The sequence below is a fragment of the Bacillus sp. S2(2024) genome (genome assembly GCF_050474045.1).
In the GTDB taxonomy this organism is placed as follows: Bacteria; Bacillota; Bacilli; order Bacillales; family Bacillaceae_G; genus Bacillus_A; species Bacillus_A yunxiaonensis.
The window spans coordinates 4,642,544-4,659,333 of sequence record NZ_JBFLUS010000003.1 but is presented as its reverse complement, the minus strand read 5'-3'; the positions used below and the strand labels follow the sequence as shown (position 1 = coordinate 4,659,333).

The 16,790-nt window shown below is 36.1% G+C and carries 18 protein-coding genes and 1 pseudogene; 5 read left to right on the top strand and 14 right to left on the bottom strand.

Translation table 11 applies throughout. The features are described from left to right. Window positions 1–8: 8 nt before the first annotated feature. From AB1284_RS23770 to AB1284_RS23735, 8 genes are all read right to left on the bottom strand, one after another. Complete coding sequence (locus tag AB1284_RS23770) at window positions 9–1,154, bottom strand: ABC transporter permease (protein WP_429752762.1); 1,146 nt, start codon at window positions 1,152–1,154, stop codon at window positions 9–11. A gap of 12 nt (window positions 1,155–1,166) precedes the next feature. After that, on the bottom strand, window positions 1,167–2,363 hold the full coding sequence (locus AB1284_RS23765) for an ABC transporter permease (RefSeq protein WP_429752763.1): 1,197 nt from the start codon (window positions 2,361–2,363) through the stop codon (window positions 1,167–1,169). A gap of 14 nt (window positions 2,364–2,377) precedes the next feature. After that, window positions 2,378–3,310 carry an ABC transporter ATP-binding protein gene (locus AB1284_RS23760; protein WP_429752764.1) on the bottom strand — a complete coding sequence of 311 codons (933 nt, stop codon included), beginning with the start codon at window positions 3,308–3,310 and terminating at the stop codon, window positions 2,378–2,380. 138 nt (window positions 3,311–3,448) lie between these two features. Continuing rightward, window positions 3,449–4,111, bottom strand: coding sequence for a response regulator (locus AB1284_RS23755; protein ID WP_429752765.1), 663 nt, complete (start codon window positions 4,109–4,111; stop codon window positions 3,449–3,451). After that, on the bottom strand, window positions 4,108–5,301 hold the full coding sequence (locus tag AB1284_RS23750; RefSeq protein WP_429752766.1) for a histidine kinase: 1,194 nt from the start codon (window positions 5,299–5,301) through the stop codon (window positions 4,108–4,110). The genes AB1284_RS23755 and AB1284_RS23750 overlap by 4 nt, the downstream gene beginning before the upstream one ends. 220 nt (window positions 5,302–5,521) lie before the next feature. Further along, window positions 5,522–7,411, bottom strand: a complete 1,890-nt coding sequence (gene abc-f, locus AB1284_RS23745) for a ribosomal protection-like ABC-F family protein (protein ID WP_429752767.1) — start codon at window positions 7,409–7,411, stop codon at window positions 5,522–5,524. Window positions 7,412–7,543: 132 nt separating this feature from the next. Then, the gene (locus tag AB1284_RS23740; protein ID WP_098309333.1) at window positions 7,544–7,678 is read right to left on the bottom strand and encodes an RAxF-45 family protein; all 135 of its coding nucleotides are present in this window, start codon (window positions 7,676–7,678) and stop codon (window positions 7,544–7,546) included. A 315-nt stretch (window positions 7,679–7,993) separates the two neighbouring features. Continuing rightward, window positions 7,994–8,233: a hypothetical protein gene (locus AB1284_RS23735; protein ID WP_429752768.1), complete on the bottom strand. Its 240-nt coding sequence runs from the start codon at window positions 8,231–8,233 to the stop codon at window positions 7,994–7,996. Window positions 8,234–8,274: 41 nt separating this feature from the next. Here AB1284_RS23735 and AB1284_RS23730 point away from each other — a divergent pair, with 41 nt between their 5' ends. Beyond that, window positions 8,275–8,580, top strand: a complete 306-nt coding sequence (locus AB1284_RS23730) for a YciI family protein (protein ID WP_429752769.1) — start codon at window positions 8,275–8,277, stop codon at window positions 8,578–8,580. A 31-nt stretch (window positions 8,581–8,611) separates the two neighbouring features. After that, the gene (locus tag AB1284_RS23725) at window positions 8,612–9,379 is read left to right on the top strand and encodes a DUF4931 domain-containing protein (protein WP_429752770.1); all 768 of its coding nucleotides are present in this window, start codon (window positions 8,612–8,614) and stop codon (window positions 9,377–9,379) included. A gap of 18 nt (window positions 9,380–9,397) precedes the next feature. Here the strand turns inward: AB1284_RS23725 and AB1284_RS23720 are convergent, their stop codons facing one another. The 5 genes and pseudogenes from AB1284_RS23720 to AB1284_RS23700 all read right to left on the bottom strand — a co-directional run bounded on the left by AB1284_RS23720 (window position 9,398) and on the right by AB1284_RS23700 (window position 13,715). After that, entirely contained in the window at window positions 9,398–9,931 is a 534-nt protein-coding gene (locus AB1284_RS23720) for a transglycosylase SLT domain-containing protein (RefSeq protein WP_429752771.1), read from the bottom strand. Between the two features lie 164 nt (window positions 9,932–10,095). Then, window positions 10,096–10,854, bottom strand: a complete 759-nt coding sequence (locus AB1284_RS23715; RefSeq protein ID WP_429752772.1) for a TatD family hydrolase — start codon at window positions 10,852–10,854, stop codon at window positions 10,096–10,098. A 768-nt stretch (window positions 10,855–11,622) separates the two neighbouring features. Then, window positions 11,623–12,231 carry a lysophospholipid acyltransferase family protein gene (locus AB1284_RS23710; RefSeq protein WP_429752773.1) on the bottom strand — a complete coding sequence of 203 codons (609 nt, stop codon included), beginning with the start codon at window positions 12,229–12,231 and terminating at the stop codon, window positions 11,623–11,625. A gap of 243 nt (window positions 12,232–12,474) precedes the next feature. Next, window positions 12,475–12,771, bottom strand: coding sequence for a hypothetical protein (locus AB1284_RS23705; protein ID WP_429752774.1), 297 nt, complete (start codon window positions 12,769–12,771; stop codon window positions 12,475–12,477). Further along, window positions 12,758–13,715, bottom strand: a pseudogene (locus tag AB1284_RS23700) (substrate-binding domain-containing protein). Before AB1284_RS23700 ends, AB1284_RS23705 begins: the two are co-directional and overlap by 14 nt. A gap of 136 nt (window positions 13,716–13,851) precedes the next feature. Between AB1284_RS23700 and modA the strand changes: the two are divergent. The 3 genes from modA to AB1284_RS23685 all read left to right on the top strand — a co-directional run bounded on the left by modA (window position 13,852) and on the right by AB1284_RS23685 (window position 15,921). Then, window positions 13,852–14,652, top strand: a complete 801-nt coding sequence (gene modA, locus AB1284_RS23695) for a molybdate ABC transporter substrate-binding protein (RefSeq protein WP_429752775.1) — start codon at window positions 13,852–13,854, stop codon at window positions 14,650–14,652. An 8-nt stretch (window positions 14,653–14,660) separates the two neighbouring features. After that, complete coding sequence (modB, locus tag AB1284_RS23690; RefSeq protein WP_429752776.1) at window positions 14,661–15,335, top strand: molybdate ABC transporter permease subunit; 675 nt, start codon at window positions 14,661–14,663, stop codon at window positions 15,333–15,335. 100 nt (window positions 15,336–15,435) lie between these two features. Continuing rightward, entirely contained in the window at window positions 15,436–15,921 is a 486-nt protein-coding gene (locus AB1284_RS23685; protein WP_429752777.1) for an NUDIX hydrolase, read from the top strand. Between the two features lie 161 nt (window positions 15,922–16,082). Here the strand turns inward: AB1284_RS23685 and AB1284_RS23680 are convergent, their stop codons facing one another. After that, window positions 16,083–16,487, bottom strand: coding sequence for a GNAT family N-acetyltransferase (locus AB1284_RS23680; RefSeq protein ID WP_429752778.1), 405 nt, complete (start codon window positions 16,485–16,487; stop codon window positions 16,083–16,085). Window positions 16,488–16,790 lie beyond the last annotated feature (303 nt).

The following is a 16,790-nucleotide window of genomic DNA, read 5'->3' as shown; positions in this document are numbered from 1 at the left end:
TTCTTTTTTCAATCATAACGTATTCTTGTTAAACCGATAACAAAGAATATACCAGCAAAAAGAAGTAACACTCCAACATATCCTGTTATATCTGCCAGTGCTCCTCCTCTAGCAATTAATTCTGTAAAACCACGCATTGCCCATGTTTGTGGAACAAAGTTAGCAATCTTTTGCATAAACTCCGGCTCTATCTCAATTGGCCAATACAACCCACTAATCATACAAGTTGAAACAATGACGATATTTCCTAATGCCGATTGTTGCTCTGTCGTTTTTACAACACTTGCTAACAATAAAGCTAAACCGATTACTGCAAGCAGCAGCACCGAGACAAGAACGATAATCCCTAACGTATCTCCCCACTGCACATCAAATAACAGATTCGTTAATATCATAAGTGCTCCAAATTGAAACCAACCAATTAGGAAGAATGAAAGAATATATCCAGCTAGTACTTGAGCTCTTGTAACAGGTGTTTCTAACAATCGATGCCACACACCCATTTGCTTTGCTTTTAAAATCGTTCCTGTTGCACTGAGCATAACAATCATTACAAATAAAATTGAAAATCCTGCTGCTCTAGCTGATACACCGCTGATCGCTTTCTGTCCCGTTACAATAGATTCTTTTTGAATATGAACAGGTTCCGCTTTTGTATGAATGCTGTCATACATTATCTCCCAAGGCTTTCCGCTATTTTGGCTCCATTCATTTGCCCCTTTTACCTCCACCTCCATTTTTTTCAATGTGTTTTGCAACGCTTGTTCTACAGAAGCACCTCCTGTAAAATCAGCGCTAGATTCAAACCGAACTTTTTCATTTTCTCCATCTAGTATATGCTTTTGAAAGCCCCTCGCAATCGTTACAATACCAGAGGCTTTTTTATTTTCAATTTTCTTCGTTGCCTCTTCATATGATCCTTTTTCCACACTTACAAGATCGCTATGCGTTAAGGATTCGTAATAGGAAGCCGATAATTTGGATTGATCCTCATCAACTAAAATGATTTTCACCTTATCATTACCGCTTCCACCTAGAAGTCCGCCAAAAATTAGCGTAAAAATAATTGGCATACCTAACATAAGAAAATAATTTTGCGGCTTCATCAATATTTGTTTTAACTCTAGTGAACAAATCGCCCAAATTTTTTTCACTGCTCTCTCCTCCTATCTAGTACGTAACCGTAATGTTCCAATGATAACGGAAAGTATGCCAGCACTAGATAAACTTAAAATAATTGGTAGTAACGTATTCCAAGACGTTCCTGACATAATATCTAGGAAACTCGTAAGTGCCCATTTATTCGGCGCAATATTGGCAACCTTTTGTAATGTATCTGGAAATACATAAATCGGTAACATAGAGCCTCCTAATATTGCTAACAGTTGAATACCAATGCCCCCCATAACATCTGCTGTTTTTTCATCTCGAATAAATGCAGCAATCAGCATTGATAAGCCCGATACACAAATTGCATAGGAAATTCCTACTGCAGTAAGCTGGACAATGTCATCTCCCCAATTCACACTAAATGCATAATGAGTTGCAATAACAAAAACTCCAAATTGAATACACGCAAATAACAATGTTCCAAAAAATTTACCTAACAAAACAGAATAGGAACTTGTCGGTGTAGATAATAACCTTGCTAACGTTTCTGTTCTTTGTTCCCCTACAATTGATTTTGCACCAACTGTTACGTTATATAGTAGAAACATAACTAACATCGCCGCAGCATAATATTGCATAGCAACAACTGTCTTTTTACCAATTTTACCTGTCTCGACTCCACTTTTATTTGAAGTTGCAATAGCTTGTAAATCAGTTCCGACACTCTTTACTACTTCTTGCACATTGCCTTGCTGAGATTGCGCTAAGTCAGTTGCCACACTCTTTGTAGCAAAAGCTACTGTTTGCGCTCGTTCAGAAAAAGAACGAATCAATGAATCTGCAATTTTTGCTTGTATGTCTTTTGCGGGATCAGTAAGCAGTTCAACTTCTTTTAGTTTTCCATCTTGTATATGCTCACTCCACTGCTTCGGGATAATAATCCCAACATCAATTGTTTTCTTCTGCAACATATCTTCTAAATCGGTTCGCGAGGAAACTTTCTTAACTTTCACATCATCTTTTATTCCTTTTGCCTCTAATACATCTGTTCGAAACATATTAGCAAACGTATCCTCATCCTCTTGATAATATCCAATTACGGTTTTTGGTAATCCGCCCTCATCCATGAAACCACTTAAGGCTGATCCTAAAATAGCTGTTAATAAAAGCGGCATAAGCAGCATCATCATAAAGCCGCGCCGATCTGTAAACCGTATCTTAAAATCTTTCCATGCGATAATAAAACTTTTCATATTTTCTCTCCCCCCTAATCACGAAGTGAACGACCTGTTAGTTGTAAAAAGAGTGCTTCTAGATTCGGTTCTTGTACTTCAAGCTTCACAATTTGCACACGATTGCCAACAACCTCTGAAACGACCATACCAACTGCATCACCATTAACGAGAGCAATATCAATGGTATTAGAATCCTCATCAGCTACAATACGCTCTACAACAGGAAGTGCTTGTAATTTCTGCAATAATTCTTGATCATAACGATTCACCTGTAACTTCACCATGAAACCATCTGTAAGGCGGTTACATAATTCGCTTTTCGTTCCAAGCGCAATTACCTTGCCATGATCTACAATTGCAATGCGTTCACATAAATATTCAACTTCCTCCATGTAATGACTCGTATAAATAACTGTCATTCCCTTTTCATTTAACCTTTTCACTGTTTCTAAAATATGATTCCGTGATTGCGGATCAATCCCAACTGTTGGTTCATCCATAATTAATAGTTCAGGTTCATGCATAAGTGCTGCACCAATATTTATGCGGCGTTTCATACCACCTGAAAATGTTTCAATTTTATCTTTAGCGCGGTCTTCTAGACCAACATATGTTAGCACCTCATCTGCACGTTTCTTCGCAACTGCTCCGCTAAGGCCGTACATTTTCCCCCAGAAAATTAAATTTTCTTTAGCTGAAAGTGTAGGATATAAAGCAATATCTTGTGGAACAACACCAATTTTTTGTTTCGCTTCCATCGGATACTCCTTCACAGATTTCCCTCCAACGCGTATATCCCCACTATCATATGGAAAGAGCCCGCAAATCATGGAGATTGTTGTTGATTTTCCCGCACCATTTGGACCAAGTAATCCAAAAGTTTCCCCTCTCTCAATCGAAAATGACACACCTTTTACAACTTCTTTTTTCCCAAAGGATTTTGTAATATGATCTACGACTAACATGTCGATTCAACCCCTTTAATGTAATCTCATTCTGATTGTAAAAGAATTCCATCACATTTCCATCTCTCTTTAGATAGAAAATACATAATAAAAAAGCAGCATTAACTGCTGCTTTTTCATACTTATCTATGCCAAAAGTCATATGTAAGCTGTCACACCGTATCGCACTGCAAAAATAGCTGCTTGTGTGCGGTCGCGAAGCTCCAATTTACTAATAATATTGGAGACATGATTTTTTACCGTTCCTTCTGTAATAAATAATTTCTCCGCGATTTCTTTATTATTTAATCCATATCCTAGTTCCCGCAACACTTCTATTTCTCTCTCTGTTAACTGTCCTATTTGTTCTGGAACACGCTGCTCAGCAATACTATCTACTTTCGTTCTCTTTAATTCTTTCACAATTTGAGCGGTTATGTCTTGCGGAAGTACAACTCCGCCTGCATGTGCAGTCAATATTGCCTGCACAATTGTATCTGTCGCCATATCTTTTAATAAATAGCCACTTGCTCCTTGTTCAAGTGCTTCAAAAATAAGTTCACTATCATTAAACGTGGTCAACATCAGTACTTTTATGTTAGGAAACTGTTTCTTTATTAAACGTGTTCCCTCTACACCATTTGTATGAGGCATGCGAATATCCATTAAGATAATTTCAGGCTGAAATTCTTCAGCTTTTTGCACAGCTTCCATCCCGTTATTTGCAGTTCCAACCACTTCAAGCTCTGGGCGTAAATTTAACAACATCGCTAATCCATCACGAACTAACGACTGATCGTCAACAATCATAATTCGAATCATACCGTTCCCCCTATTACCCACGTCTTTTCCCGAAGTGGGAACTCCACTTTTAATTGAAACCCTTTCTCTTTTTCACTTTCAAACCGAATCATGCCCCCGCGTTCTTCTACACGTTCTTTCATATTAATAAGTCCAAAACCAGGATTCACTTCATTTACACCTGTTCCATCATCAGAAATAGATAAATGCACTTTTCCATCCAAACAAGAAAGCATGATTTCGCATGTAGCCGCCTTGCCATGACGTTTTGCATTTGTTAATGACTCCTGCACAATACGCAATATTGTTGGATGGAGTGACAACGGAATGGTGACTGGATCACCATGTAATTTAAATGTCGTTCTCACATTTGTTACCTTCGAAAATTCACCTAGCATCCGCCTAATATTACCAACTAAATCCCCTGTATTCTCTTCTTCTTTCAAAGTTCGAACTGATGCTCTTACTTCTTGTAACGATTTCCTTGCTAACTCATGACACGTTTGCAAAACCACTCCAGTCTGATCTGATTTCTGTTTCAATAACTCCTCAGCAAGCTGTAATTGAACAAGTAATGCCGTCATATTATGACCGACTGTATCATGAATTTCACGTGCAATATCATTTCGTTCTTTAACTGCAGTTAATTCTTCTACTTCTTTTGCATATAGCCGCAATTGCTCATGTGCTTCTTGAAGTGCTTCGTGTGATGAATTTAACTTTTCGTACTGTTCATCTACCGTTTGCCGAGCTAACATTAATTTTTTAATTAATCCTCCACTAAGAGCACTAAATACAACGAACATGAACGAAATCATATTTCCCCAAATTTCAAGCTCTCCAAAATATTGATATGAATATATTAAAATAGCAAACCAACCTATAAAGAAAAAGCCTATAAAAAACCGTGCTGTCACTTTCGAATGAATATTAATAAATAAAGTTACTGCATCTACACCAAATAAGATTAAATACAGGTCTACCTTTGGAAATAAAATTCCAAATATAACTGTTACAATTCCATTAGATAATAATATAAAAAATATCCGCCGCTCCCTGTTATGCGACATCATAAGTAAAAAATGATTCACAACATAAATCAAACAGGCAGTACCAACAAATATTTGTAGTCCTAGTACTCCATGTGGAATCTGCAGAGCATACACAATACAAATGAGAACAATCGTAAGTAGCCGGGCATATCCTAGCATACAGTTTCACCTCGTATTCAAACAAAATGTACAAACTTCATATTCTTCTCCTCTTTATGAACCTCCTTTTTAGAAATAAAAAAATCTAGTTTATCAAATTATCTTAATAATATACTAAAAGGAAATTTATAACAATGAACGTAAAATACAGTGAAACTTTCATTAGGGGGATCTTACCATGAATACACACGAGCTAAAAAAGCTGGCATACACCAGCTTTTTAATTCTTCATATCCATACTATTCTCTAAATCCTCATATAATTTTGTTCTTAATAATTCTTTTTGCTCTTTTTCATTATATAGGCTCTCCAGCTCTACAACATTTGTCGTTTCAGACATTTTGCATTCTAACTCGTATATACTTTGCTCCACACTTATAAGCTGCTCTTCCAAATTTATAATACCTTTATCTATAGGTATTTGTTTTGACACAGCTACTATTTTTTCCTTTTGTACAACAGTAACAGTTTGTTGTTCTTTTTCTCTGCTCTCTCGCCACTTCTCGCGTGCCCAAGCATAATTCCCAGCAAATCCATACACTGTTTGATTATCAATCCAATACGTTTTCGCAAACAATTTATTTAAGAAATAACGGTCATGGGATACAGCCAGAATAGTTCCATTATACTGTTCAAGCGCTTCTTCTAATACTTCTCTCGATTCAATATCAAGGTGGTTTGTCGGTTCATCGAGTACAAGAAAATTAATATCTTGATGCATGAGCTGTGCTAACCGCAAACGCATTCGCTCGCCCCCGCTTAATTGATTCACCTTTTTAAATACATCTGGTCCGTAGAATAAAAAACGAGCAAGTATATGACGGGCTTCTCCTTCTGTTACTGCTACCTGTTCTCGGAACATTTCTAACACCGTTTGTTTACCGTTAACGATCATATGTTGAGACAAATAGCCAAGCTTTACTCCACTCCCAATACGAATTTCACCCACATCTGGATTCATTTCTTGTAGTAATAAATTCAATAATGTTGTCTTTCCTGTACCATTACGTCCAACAATCGCAACGCGCTCTTGAAAACGAACATGTAATTCTACATTTTGAAATAAAACACGTTCACCAAAATTCTTTCCGACTTCTTTCATGATAACAACATCTTTCCCGCTGCGTTCTTGCCCTTCAAACTGAAGCCCCATTTGCTTATGCTCTAAGACAGGCTTCTTCAATTTTTCCATACGCTCTAAAGCACGTTCCATATTGCGGGCGCGTTTATGCAATCCTTCATTAGGCGGATTCGCCTGGTTAGCCCACTCCCTAAGTCTTTTGATTGCCTCTTTCATTTTCTTTATTTTCTTTTGCTGCTCTTGATACGCTTGGAACTCTCGCAGTAATCTTTCTTCTTTCTCCTTTACAAACTGTGAATAGTTCGTATGATATACATGCAATTCCCCATCTTCTAAATCAAAAATCTTCGTTACGACTTCATCCAAAAAATAACGGTCATGTGAAATCACAACAACTGTCCCACCGTATTCCTTTAAAAATTGCTCAAGCCATTCCACCGCGAATAAATCTAAATGATTTGTCGGCTCATCGAGAAATAATAAGTCTGGCTTCTTAAGGAGCATATAAGCTAGGCTTACTTTCGTCTGTTCACCACCGCTTAGCTCTATAAAACTTCGCGGAAATAATTCTGTTATTTGCAGTCCATTAGCGACTTTCATGATATTCGCTTCGACTTCATAACCACCTAAAAAGGAAAACTGCTCCTGTATTTCTCCGTACTCCGTCATCATTTTTTCCGTAACGCTCGCCTCATGCTCTTCTGCCATCTTCTGTTCAAGTTCACGCATCTTCCTTTCTAATGCTTGCTCTTTCGCAAATGCAGAACGTAATACATCATATACAGTCATCCCTTCAGTAAACTTTGGAATTTGGGCAACATGACCAATACGCGTACCCTTCTTCATATAAATAGCACCGCCATCCACATGTTCTATTCCAGTTAACAGTTGAAAAATTGTTGTTTTACCACTACCGTTACGACCAACTAAACCAATGCGGTCGCCTTCCTTTATCTCAAACGATATATTTTCAAATATGACATTTCCACCAAATGTCTTCGCTATATTATTTACACTACAAATCATCATCTTTTCCGTACTCCTTTCAACGTAAAAAAGCCATGAGTAAAGAACCTTACCCACGGCTTTTATTTCAAAATAGAAAAGGGAACCACCATCGTTCCCTTTTCACACGTTTCTATAAAATGGGTGAAGAGACCTCTATCGTTCAATAGTTGTTATGAAATTGCTAAAAAAGGGCATACGTATCCCGTTAGCAACTACACGATGAAAAATTGCACGACAAATGTAGATAAAATCTAAAAATTGCGTGCGTACAACTATAGAACGATTCATCTCTTTCACCTCTTTCGTACGGAATTTTATACTTACCATTTTATTATACTCTCCTAAAATACGTTTGGATAGTCATTTTTCTGAAAATAATGTAAATAGACACATTCATACATAAAAGACAGCTGTGGTTCAAAAATAAAAGGAGGCATAGCACATGATAGATATTGTAAAAACTGTTATTCAAATTTTAGTTGATGCAAAACCAATTGTTGATGAAATTAACAATTCATGAAAAGACGACGAAAAAAGTAAAGACGAGATATCCTAAATTAGGCAGGGTATCTCGTCTTTGTTTTTCTCTACCACAAATTGCTGTTATACAATTTTTTTATAATATGCGTGCTTCTCCATCAGTTCCTCATACGTACCTTCACCTGTAATATGCCCATCCTCTACTACAAGAATTTGATCCGCTTGTAGTATTGTCGATAAGCGATATGCGATGACAAACATCACTTTATTGGAAACGACACATTTCTTTCTTCTTTCATATGATAATCCCGTTTTCCATTTTTTCCCTAATCCCACTATAAAGGATTTAAAATGACTTTTCACGAATATGTACTAGTTGGAATATGGCAAATAGGGGGAGAAATATGTTTTTAACAATGGTAAATTATATCCAACCACTTGAGGTTGTGGAGCATTATCTGGAGGAGCATATTCAATTTTTAGATAAATACTATGATCTAAACAAGTTTATATTTTCAGGGCGCCGTAACCCTCGCGTTGGTGGAATCATTTTAATGAATGCTGCATCTGAACAAGAGGTAGAAACAATTATTACGGAAGATCCTTTTTATATTCATAACATTGCTCGTTATGAAATTATTGAATTTACACCAACAAAATACGCAGACCCTTTTCGAATATTCATTAATGATACGCCAAATATAGGATAATTCATATACATACGGTTACAGGGGGAGAATAATGGAGACACAACAACAGCTATTCTTTTTAAATCAGATTGGACAACAAAAGCCAAACAGCATGCAAAATAAAGAAACAGCTTGCCCATTTTGCGATCAAACACAACTAAGCAATATTTTAGAAACGGATGAAACAATTATTTGGCTAAAAAATAAATATCCGACATTACAAAATACATTACAAACAGTCATTATCGAAACTAATAATTGTCACGATCATATTGCAACCTATACACAAAAGCATATGCGAAAGCTTATCCGATTTTCAGTTAAACACTGGTTATCATTAGAAGAAAGCGGAAAATTCCAATCCGTCATTTTATATAAAAACCATGGACCTCTATCAGGGGGAACAATTCACCATGCACATATGCAAATTATCGGTATGGAACATGTCGACTATCGACAAAATGTAAGAACCGAACATTTCAAAGGAATCATTGTAAACAAGGAACACGGAATCGAGTTGAATATTTCCACTCATCCAATTATCGGTTTTACAGAGTTTAACATTATAATAGAAAATATGAATCAAATTGATCTGATGGCCGACTATATTCAAAAAACTGTACGCTACGTATTACACGATTTTCATAAGAGGTGTAATAGCTATAACATGTTCTTTTACAAACTAGATAGACAAATTATATGCAAAGTTGTTCCTCGTTTCGTTGTTTCGCCGTTATACGTTGGCTACAACATTCCTCAAGTTTCTACACAATTACAGGGAGTAAAAGAACAGTTAAGGACATATTTTATAGAAAAATAGAGTAGGTCATCATACAACCTACTCTTTCATAACACCTTTATTTTTATAATACACATCCTCTAACCCGATGTTGTAATTCATATTTTTATCCGTCCACTCCGTTCCAAGATTACCAGGCCAGCCGGATGTGTTCGCTGTATATTTTAGTAACTCAAATTCTGTTAAACCCTTCTGTACACCTCTTTTATAGCCCTTTGCCAAATGGGGCATGGCAATTTGAGCATTTGTTCGCGGATCTTTTAATTGCTCATCCGTTACATTTTCAGGAGCAATTCCACCACCACGATGCAATTGAAATAGCCCAAATGATGTTCCATGATCGCCAACGGCTCTTGGATTTAGACGGCTCTCATGCTCGGCAATTGTAAGGGGTATCCATTCTGGGAGATTATATTTCTTAGCCTCTTCGCTAATAATTTGTTTCATCTGTTTTGCTTCTTCTGAATCAACATAGCTTGGTTGATTTATAGCTCTTTCTATTCCTTTTGATTCGCCCCGAAAAAACATATATATTCCCACAACTGCTAAGAACCCTATAAAGAACTTCTTCACTTATCTTACCTCTTCTTTCGCTGAAATTTGTCCCCTTTCAGCCTTACATATATACAATTGCTTCATTATCTATCATACCAATAATATTCAATACCGACATCCTTCTGAGGTCTGATTTTGTGATGCAGAAGATACGAAACATACATGAAAAGGTAATATTCCTATTATATCTTATAAAATTGAACTGTATTTTTATAAATAGTTTCCGCTGCATCTTCAAGTGCTAATCCTTTTACTTCACTCACACTCTTTAACACTTGTAAAATTATACGCGGATGCGTCATTTCATCATTAAATTTCCACGGCCCATCCGTTTCTACCATAAGATGCGATAATGGATAAAAAGCAACAATATCCTTAATTTTTTCTTTATATACAATGTCAGGTGTAATAGAGATATAATATCCATTCTCTATCATTCTCTCCATCGTTTGTTGACTCCCCTTAAACCAATGAAAGTGAGCTCGGCGTATTTGATAAGATTCAAGTAAATCACAAACAACCTCTGCGTCGGAATACACAGCGTGTAATACAATTGGCAAATCATATTTTTGAGCCAAGTATATGAACCTTTCTAGTATTTCAATATATGGTTTCAATAACAAATTTGGATTTTCTTGTCGTAAATAGTAGGGTAAACCAACTTCTCCAATCGCTACAATGTTATGCGCTTCCTTTTCAATCAGTTGATAAATCTTTTCACATTGTTTGAAATCAATGTCTTGCTCGGGATGATATCCAAGAGCTGGATATATAAACGAATAGTTCCTTGCTAACTCCAACGTTTGTTGACAAGAATGATAATTCATGGAAACAGCAATCATTCCTGTGATTTCCTTCGCCTTTTGTATATCTTTAATTAACTGTAATTGCTCTTCTTTTTTATATTGATCCAAGTGTATATGGCTATCAATCCATCTCATTTCCATCACCTCTTTCTTTTATTTTAATATAATTTTCTATAGTTCTAAAAGGTATGTATAATAAAAAAACAAGAAGGCCATCCTTCTTGTTCATCTATCTATTAAACAATGAAATTGGTAATCACATCAAAAATCCCAATACATGCAATCGCAACGCCAAAGTAGCTAAAACACTCTACAAATGAAAACTTAACTACTTCTTCTTTTTGCATCCCTCTCGTCTCCCTTCTATAATCTCCCTAACTTCTATATTTGTTTTCATTATGAGCGAAATATGACAAAAGAGCCATCGAATTTACTTACGTTAACCTTACACTTTTGTAAGGTTTTAAAAAAATAGCCTCATCTCTCTTGAGATGAGGCTTACAGTTAGTTGGTTGTTAATCCTTTTCATCACATCATTGCTTCAGACAGAAAGACATATTTCATTCTTTCTACCTTTATTGTAAGTAATACTACCAAGTACAACCATCGAATTACATTACACGTACCTTACAAAAATGTAATGCTACTGTAAGCTAATTCGATAGTTATAACCCCTCCTATTTCGTACAATTAAGTCAGAAACAGGGCATCTAAAAAACTGTTTTTACTATATTAAACAAGTAAGGAGAGATTCTAATGGACTCGCTAACAGTGCGGCTCTTCTTACAGCATGAATTTATACTACCGCAATGAGTCTTATATAATTTTGTGTTCCCCTTTCCCCTTATATAGATAAAACCGAAAAGACGACCTTCTATGCCAGGTCGTCTTTTCCCATTTCCCTTATGCTATTTTACCCTCTTGCAACGCTTCTTTTAACTGTGTAAACGTCTCATTTAATTTTTCTGTCATTAGTTGCATCACTTCTTTACGATCCATCTGCGCTGCTTGCTCCACTTTAATCGGATCACCAAAAATTAACTGCGCCCTTTTTCCACGAAACAAGTCTTTTAAATTATTAGGCCCAATGTATGCAGCTGGAACTAACGGAACATTAGAGCGAAGGGCAATCGTAACAGCGCCAGCTTTCAGTGAAGTTGCTTCTGCAGATCTCGTTCCGCTCGGAAAAATCCCAACAACTTTTCCTTCTTTTAATAATCTAGATGGAATTTTCAGTGTACTTGGTCCTGGATTTTCACGATCAACCGGGAAGGCATTTACATTCTTAAAAAACCAATTCCCAAATTTACTTTGAAACAATTCTTTTTTCGCCATGTAATGAATTTTCGTTGGTAATATTCCCGTTGCTAACATTACAACATCCATCCAGCTTGTATGCGTACAAGCTACAACATACGCTCCGTCTTGCGGTAATTTTTCTTTTCCATACACTTCTACTTTTCCGAAAGTTTTAAATATATATTTCAACGACCTTGTAATGAATGTATACATTCGATCTGTTCCTTTCTACAATTCAATTTTTTATAACTGTATTTACCTTTAATTATAACACTAAGTATTAATAGTTAGTATTAAAAATAAGTGACAAATTTCAAAATATTGTTCTTACAAAAAATATAGTCCTACCTGAAGCTAATTCAGCAGTAACTTCTCCTCATATTACATTGCAGTGCAGCTCTTCTTTCAATAATCGTATGTACTTGTACCCGCTCTTTAGGTTCCCTGTTCTCCTTTCTATAAGGTAAAACTTCCATCAATGGTCTTTTCATTCCCCACCGATGGAAAGCTCCCGCCTATATTCTGTAGAAAAGCGGAAGCGCCCCGCCCAGAATCGCAGGACGCCCGCGCCCAAGGCAGAGAGGCGCTTTTCGCCTCGTCCGAGGGGGCGAAACGACCGGAGATTCTAGCCGCTAGAGCTGAAAAACGCTTCTCTCTCAACCTTGAGGTGGGGGTCTTATTGCCAGCGAATGGCGGGATAAATGAAAAGGGCTGCTTGTCATCATACAAGCAGCTCTTTTTAATTTGTTTCATACATAATTTCACCTGTTTTACTTATATCATAACCACCGATAGCACGCAGTTCATTTTGAAATTCAGAAGACTGTAATACTTCTTTTACTGTCTCAATCAACGCAGTATTTTCTTCTGTTTTTAAAATCACTAAATCATAACGTTCTTTTATAACTGGAACAAAATCTATATTTACAATTTGCGCTACCTTTTCTGTCCCTATCCCTACATCCGCTTTTCCATTCGCTACTTGAGAAGCAACGCCAATATGGTTTGACTCTTCCCAGTCATACCCGACAATACTCTTTTTAGATATTCCATTTATGCGCAATTGTTCATCAACAAGGACACGAATACCAGATCCTCTTTCCCTATTTACAAATTGAATGGATGCATCACATAAATCATGTAATGTCTTTATGCGTTTCGGATTTCCTTTTTGCACATAAAAACCGGATGTTCTTGATAATAAGTTAATAACAATACAAGGTTGTCCAACTAAAATTCGTTTCACATACGGAATGTTGTATTCTCCTGTATCTCCATCGAACAAATGGAGACTAACAATATCTCCTTTTCCTTGATACATTTGAATCAAACTTGCTAAGCTCCCTTGATATGCCCTTAGTATATTAGGAGCTTTCAAATGATTTTCTAAATGTTTGGTTAACATATCTAGAGACAAATCTTGTCCGCTAATAATACAAGAATGGGATTTATTTGTTTGATTTATTACCTGTATAGATGATGAATCAGCTTGTATCTTCCCTGTTTTCATCTTTGTAATATATCGCTCTAAATCACTTGCATCAATACGCATTTGCCTACCAACTCGATAAGAGGGCAAATCACCTTTTTTAATCAAATCATACACTGTTAATTTCGATACTTTTAATCGTTTCGCTACTTCTTCTGTTGTGTAGGAATGATGATCCATAAGCCGATTCCTCGCTTTCTGCCTTCATTGTAACAAAAACAATAGTTTTTCTTCTATTTATTTTTACTATCGTGAGAAAAATCACAACATATCTAATTATAACTATTTATAATTAGATATAATTAGTTATAATTAAAAAGGGATGAAAGAAAGGAGAAATGAAGATGAACAAGTACATATTTCGTTTTATTTACAGTATTTTATTCGCGCTATTTCTCGTAATAAGTACAGGATGTACAAACACAAGTAAACAAGAAAAAACAACTGCTAAAAAAGAAAACATTGAACTCACCATTTCTGCTGCAGCTAGTTTACAAGACGCTCTAAAAGACATTCAAACACAATATGAAAAGAAAGAACCAAATGTAAAGCTGTTATTTAACTTTGGAAGTTCTGGCGCTCTTCAGCAACAAATTGAACAAGGAGCTCCTGTCGATCTATTTTTCTCGGCCGCAGAGGACAAATTCGAAACGCTTGTAAATAAAGGTATCATTGATCAAAAAGAAGGAAAAAATCTGCTCGGCAATGAGTTAGTATTAATTATTCCAAAAGATAGTAACATAAAAGATTTTCAAACATTAAAAGAAGATCAAGTGACAAAAATTGCATTAGGTACACCTGAATCTGTTCCGGCAGGTAAATACGCAAAAGAGGCTCTTACTCATCTAAACCTTTGGAACGATCTCCAAAATAAAATGGTATACACAAAAGACGTACGCCAAGTATTAACGTATGTGGAAACAGGAAGCGTTAATGCAGGGATTGTTTATAAAACAGATGCACTTATTTCTAAGAAAGTAAAAATGGCTAACACAGCACCAACAAATTCGCACGAACCAATCCACTATCCACTAGGTATTATAAAAGCAACGAAACATAAAAAAGAGGCAACCGCTTTTTACGAATATTTACAGTCTAAAGACGCTATAGCTATCTTTAAAAAATATGGTTTTACAGTGCTGTAGTAATCATTATGATATTTGATGCATTTTGGTCGCCTATCATTCTTTCACTAAAAATTGCTGCACTTGCTACTATAATCGTGATGGTGTGTGGAACAATTATTGGACGTGTTCTAGCTCGTTCGTCAAAACGCTATAAAGTTTTATTAGAAACATTTTTCTTATTGCCAATGGTACTCCCGCCTACTGTAATTGGATTTTTTCTTATTATTATCTTTGGAAAAAACAGTCCCATTGGCCAGTGGATAGAAACTTTGTTTCAACAATCTATTATGTTCACATCTTGGGCCGCTGTTATTGCTTCAACTGTGGTTGCATTTCCACTTATGTACCAATCAGCAAAAACAGGGTTTATCATAGCTAATGAACAAATTGAAGATGGTGCTAGGGACCTCGGAGCAACTGAAATACAAGTGTTCTTATATGTAACATTACCACTTGCTTTCCCTTCTCTACTTGGCGGAATGATTTTAAGTTTCGTACGTGCCCTAGGAGAATTTGGTGCAACGCTTATGTTCGCCGGAAACATTCCCGGTAAAACACAAACAATTCCAACTGCAATCTACATGGCAATTGATTCGAGTAACATGTCACTTGCGTGGGCACTTGTTCTCACAACTGTCGGTATGTCACTTATCTTTTTGTTGCTCATTCAGCTTATAAACAAAAGAATAGCATCTTCCTAACAGCAGCTTTCGACAAAGCTGCTCTTTTTTGATTATTTCCCGCGAAATGAGATGAAAAGACGATTTCCTTGTAGAATTATAGAAGAAAAGGAGAGATTTCATGTTTAATCAAACACTTTGCTTTATAAGAAAAGATGATGAAATATTAATGCTCAATCGACAGAAAGCACCGCTGCAAGGCCTTTGGAATGGCGTTGGCGGTAAGATGACAGAAACCAAAACACCAACCGCATGCATTCTACGCGAGATCGAGGAAGAAACAGGTCTATCCTTAACAGGGAAAGAAGTTACATATAAAGGAACGTTATCATGGACAATTGACAATACACACTTCAGGGGATTATACCTGTTTACCGCAAACCTCCCAACCCATTTTCTTTACCACACTCCAAAAAAAGTAGCTGAAGGTATTTTAGACTGGAAACATATTTCTTGGATTTTATCTGAACAAAATCAAGGAGTAAATTCTTTAACGAAGAAATTTTTACCCGCGGTTTTACAAGAAGATATATATGAGCATACTTCTATCTTCCACAATAATCAGCTTGTGCACTACGAACGAAAGGCGTCTGTAAATATAAAGTAGCCTCTTTAGCGGAGGCTATTTTACTAAATGTTTCGACAGTATCGGTAAGATACAACCGTTTCTTCTTCTGTACTTCCTTGACTCGGACGCTCAAATTGTTTTACAAACCCTTTCGCTTCATAAAAGGGAATTCCTTTTTCATTTCCCTTTGCAACTGATACCTACTGCTCTAAAATTCCTTTTTCTTTTTGAGTTTCTGTGAAGTAATTTACTAACAATGTTCCAATACCTTCTCTTCTTCGGTTCGGATCTAAATATAATACAAAAATTTCTCCTCGCTTTTCACCTGTCGTTCCTCCACCAATCGCTCCAACAACTTGTTCGTTCTCCAATGCGACGAACCATCCATACCAATTTTCATTATCTGTCAGCACTTCCTTATGAATACACTCATGATTATAGTACTCTTCAATTACACGATCGATATATTCTTGACTATGTAAACCATCATATGTCGCTAACCATCCATCTGTACAAACCTTCGCAATCCCTTCTACATGACTTTCATTTGCTCTTACAACTTGAATTTTACTTGTTTCCTTCTCTTGCATTGCATGAAATTCCAAATCTTCCACCCCTTTTAAATTAAATCTCTAAATTAATTATACAGAATATTCCATCAATTTTTAAAACTCTAGCCCCCTTTGAACCTATCTACCTTTTCATACCTTTATAAAATATTAAAATTTTTCACATTCATAGAAATATACATTCTATTTGAATTTACTTTCTAAACGAGATACTTTCCTGTTATTATATGAGGGTGCGAAAAAGGAAATAAATGAAAACGCATTTATATAATGATGGTGCTCTTTCTATTCACAGCACTACTTCATAGATGTGGATTCATGTTTTAACAATCGGTAATC

Excerpts from the sequence above, each read along its gene's own strand:
- AB1284_RS23760 (WP_429752764.1), bottom strand. The coding sequence starts at position 3,310 with ATGTTAGTCGTAGATCATATTACAAAATCCTTTGGGAAAAAAGAAGTT.
- AB1284_RS23740 (WP_098309333.1), bottom strand. The coding sequence starts at position 7,678 with ATGAATCGTTCTATAGTTGTACGCACGCAATTTTTAGATTTTATCTAC.
- AB1284_RS23705 (WP_429752774.1), bottom strand. The coding sequence starts at position 12,771 with ATGAAACAAATTAAAAAGAGCTGCTTGTATGATGACAAGCAGCCCTTT.
- AB1284_RS23710 (WP_429752773.1), bottom strand. The coding sequence starts at position 12,231 with ATGTATACATTCATTACAAGGTCGTTGAAATATATATTTAAAACTTTC.
- AB1284_RS23685 (WP_429752777.1), top strand. The coding sequence starts at position 15,436 with ATGTTTAATCAAACACTTTGCTTTATAAGAAAAGATGATGAAATATTA.
- AB1284_RS23765 (WP_429752763.1), bottom strand. The coding sequence starts at position 2,363 with ATGAAAAGTTTTATTATCGCATGGAAAGATTTTAAGATACGGTTTACA.
- AB1284_RS23730 (WP_429752769.1), top strand. The coding sequence starts at position 8,275 with ATGTTTTTAACAATGGTAAATTATATCCAACCACTTGAGGTTGTGGAG.
- abc-f (WP_429752767.1), bottom strand. The coding sequence starts at position 7,411 with ATGATGATTTGTAGTGTAAATAATATAGCGAAGACATTTGGTGGAAAT.
- AB1284_RS23750 (WP_429752766.1), bottom strand. The coding sequence starts at position 5,301 with ATGCTAGGATATGCCCGGCTACTTACGATTGTTCTCATTTGTATTGTG.
- AB1284_RS23755 (WP_429752765.1), bottom strand. The coding sequence starts at position 4,111 with ATGATTCGAATTATGATTGTTGACGATCAGTCGTTAGTTCGTGATGGA.
- modB (WP_429752776.1), top strand. The coding sequence starts at position 14,661 with ATGATATTTGATGCATTTTGGTCGCCTATCATTCTTTCACTAAAAATT.
- modA (WP_429752775.1), top strand. The coding sequence starts at position 13,852 with ATGAACAAGTACATATTTCGTTTTATTTACAGTATTTTATTCGCGCTA.
- AB1284_RS23725 (WP_429752770.1), top strand. The coding sequence starts at position 8,612 with ATGGAGACACAACAACAGCTATTCTTTTTAAATCAGATTGGACAACAA.
- AB1284_RS23715 (WP_429752772.1), bottom strand. The coding sequence starts at position 10,854 with ATGAGATGGATTGATAGCCATATACACTTGGATCAATATAAAAAAGAA.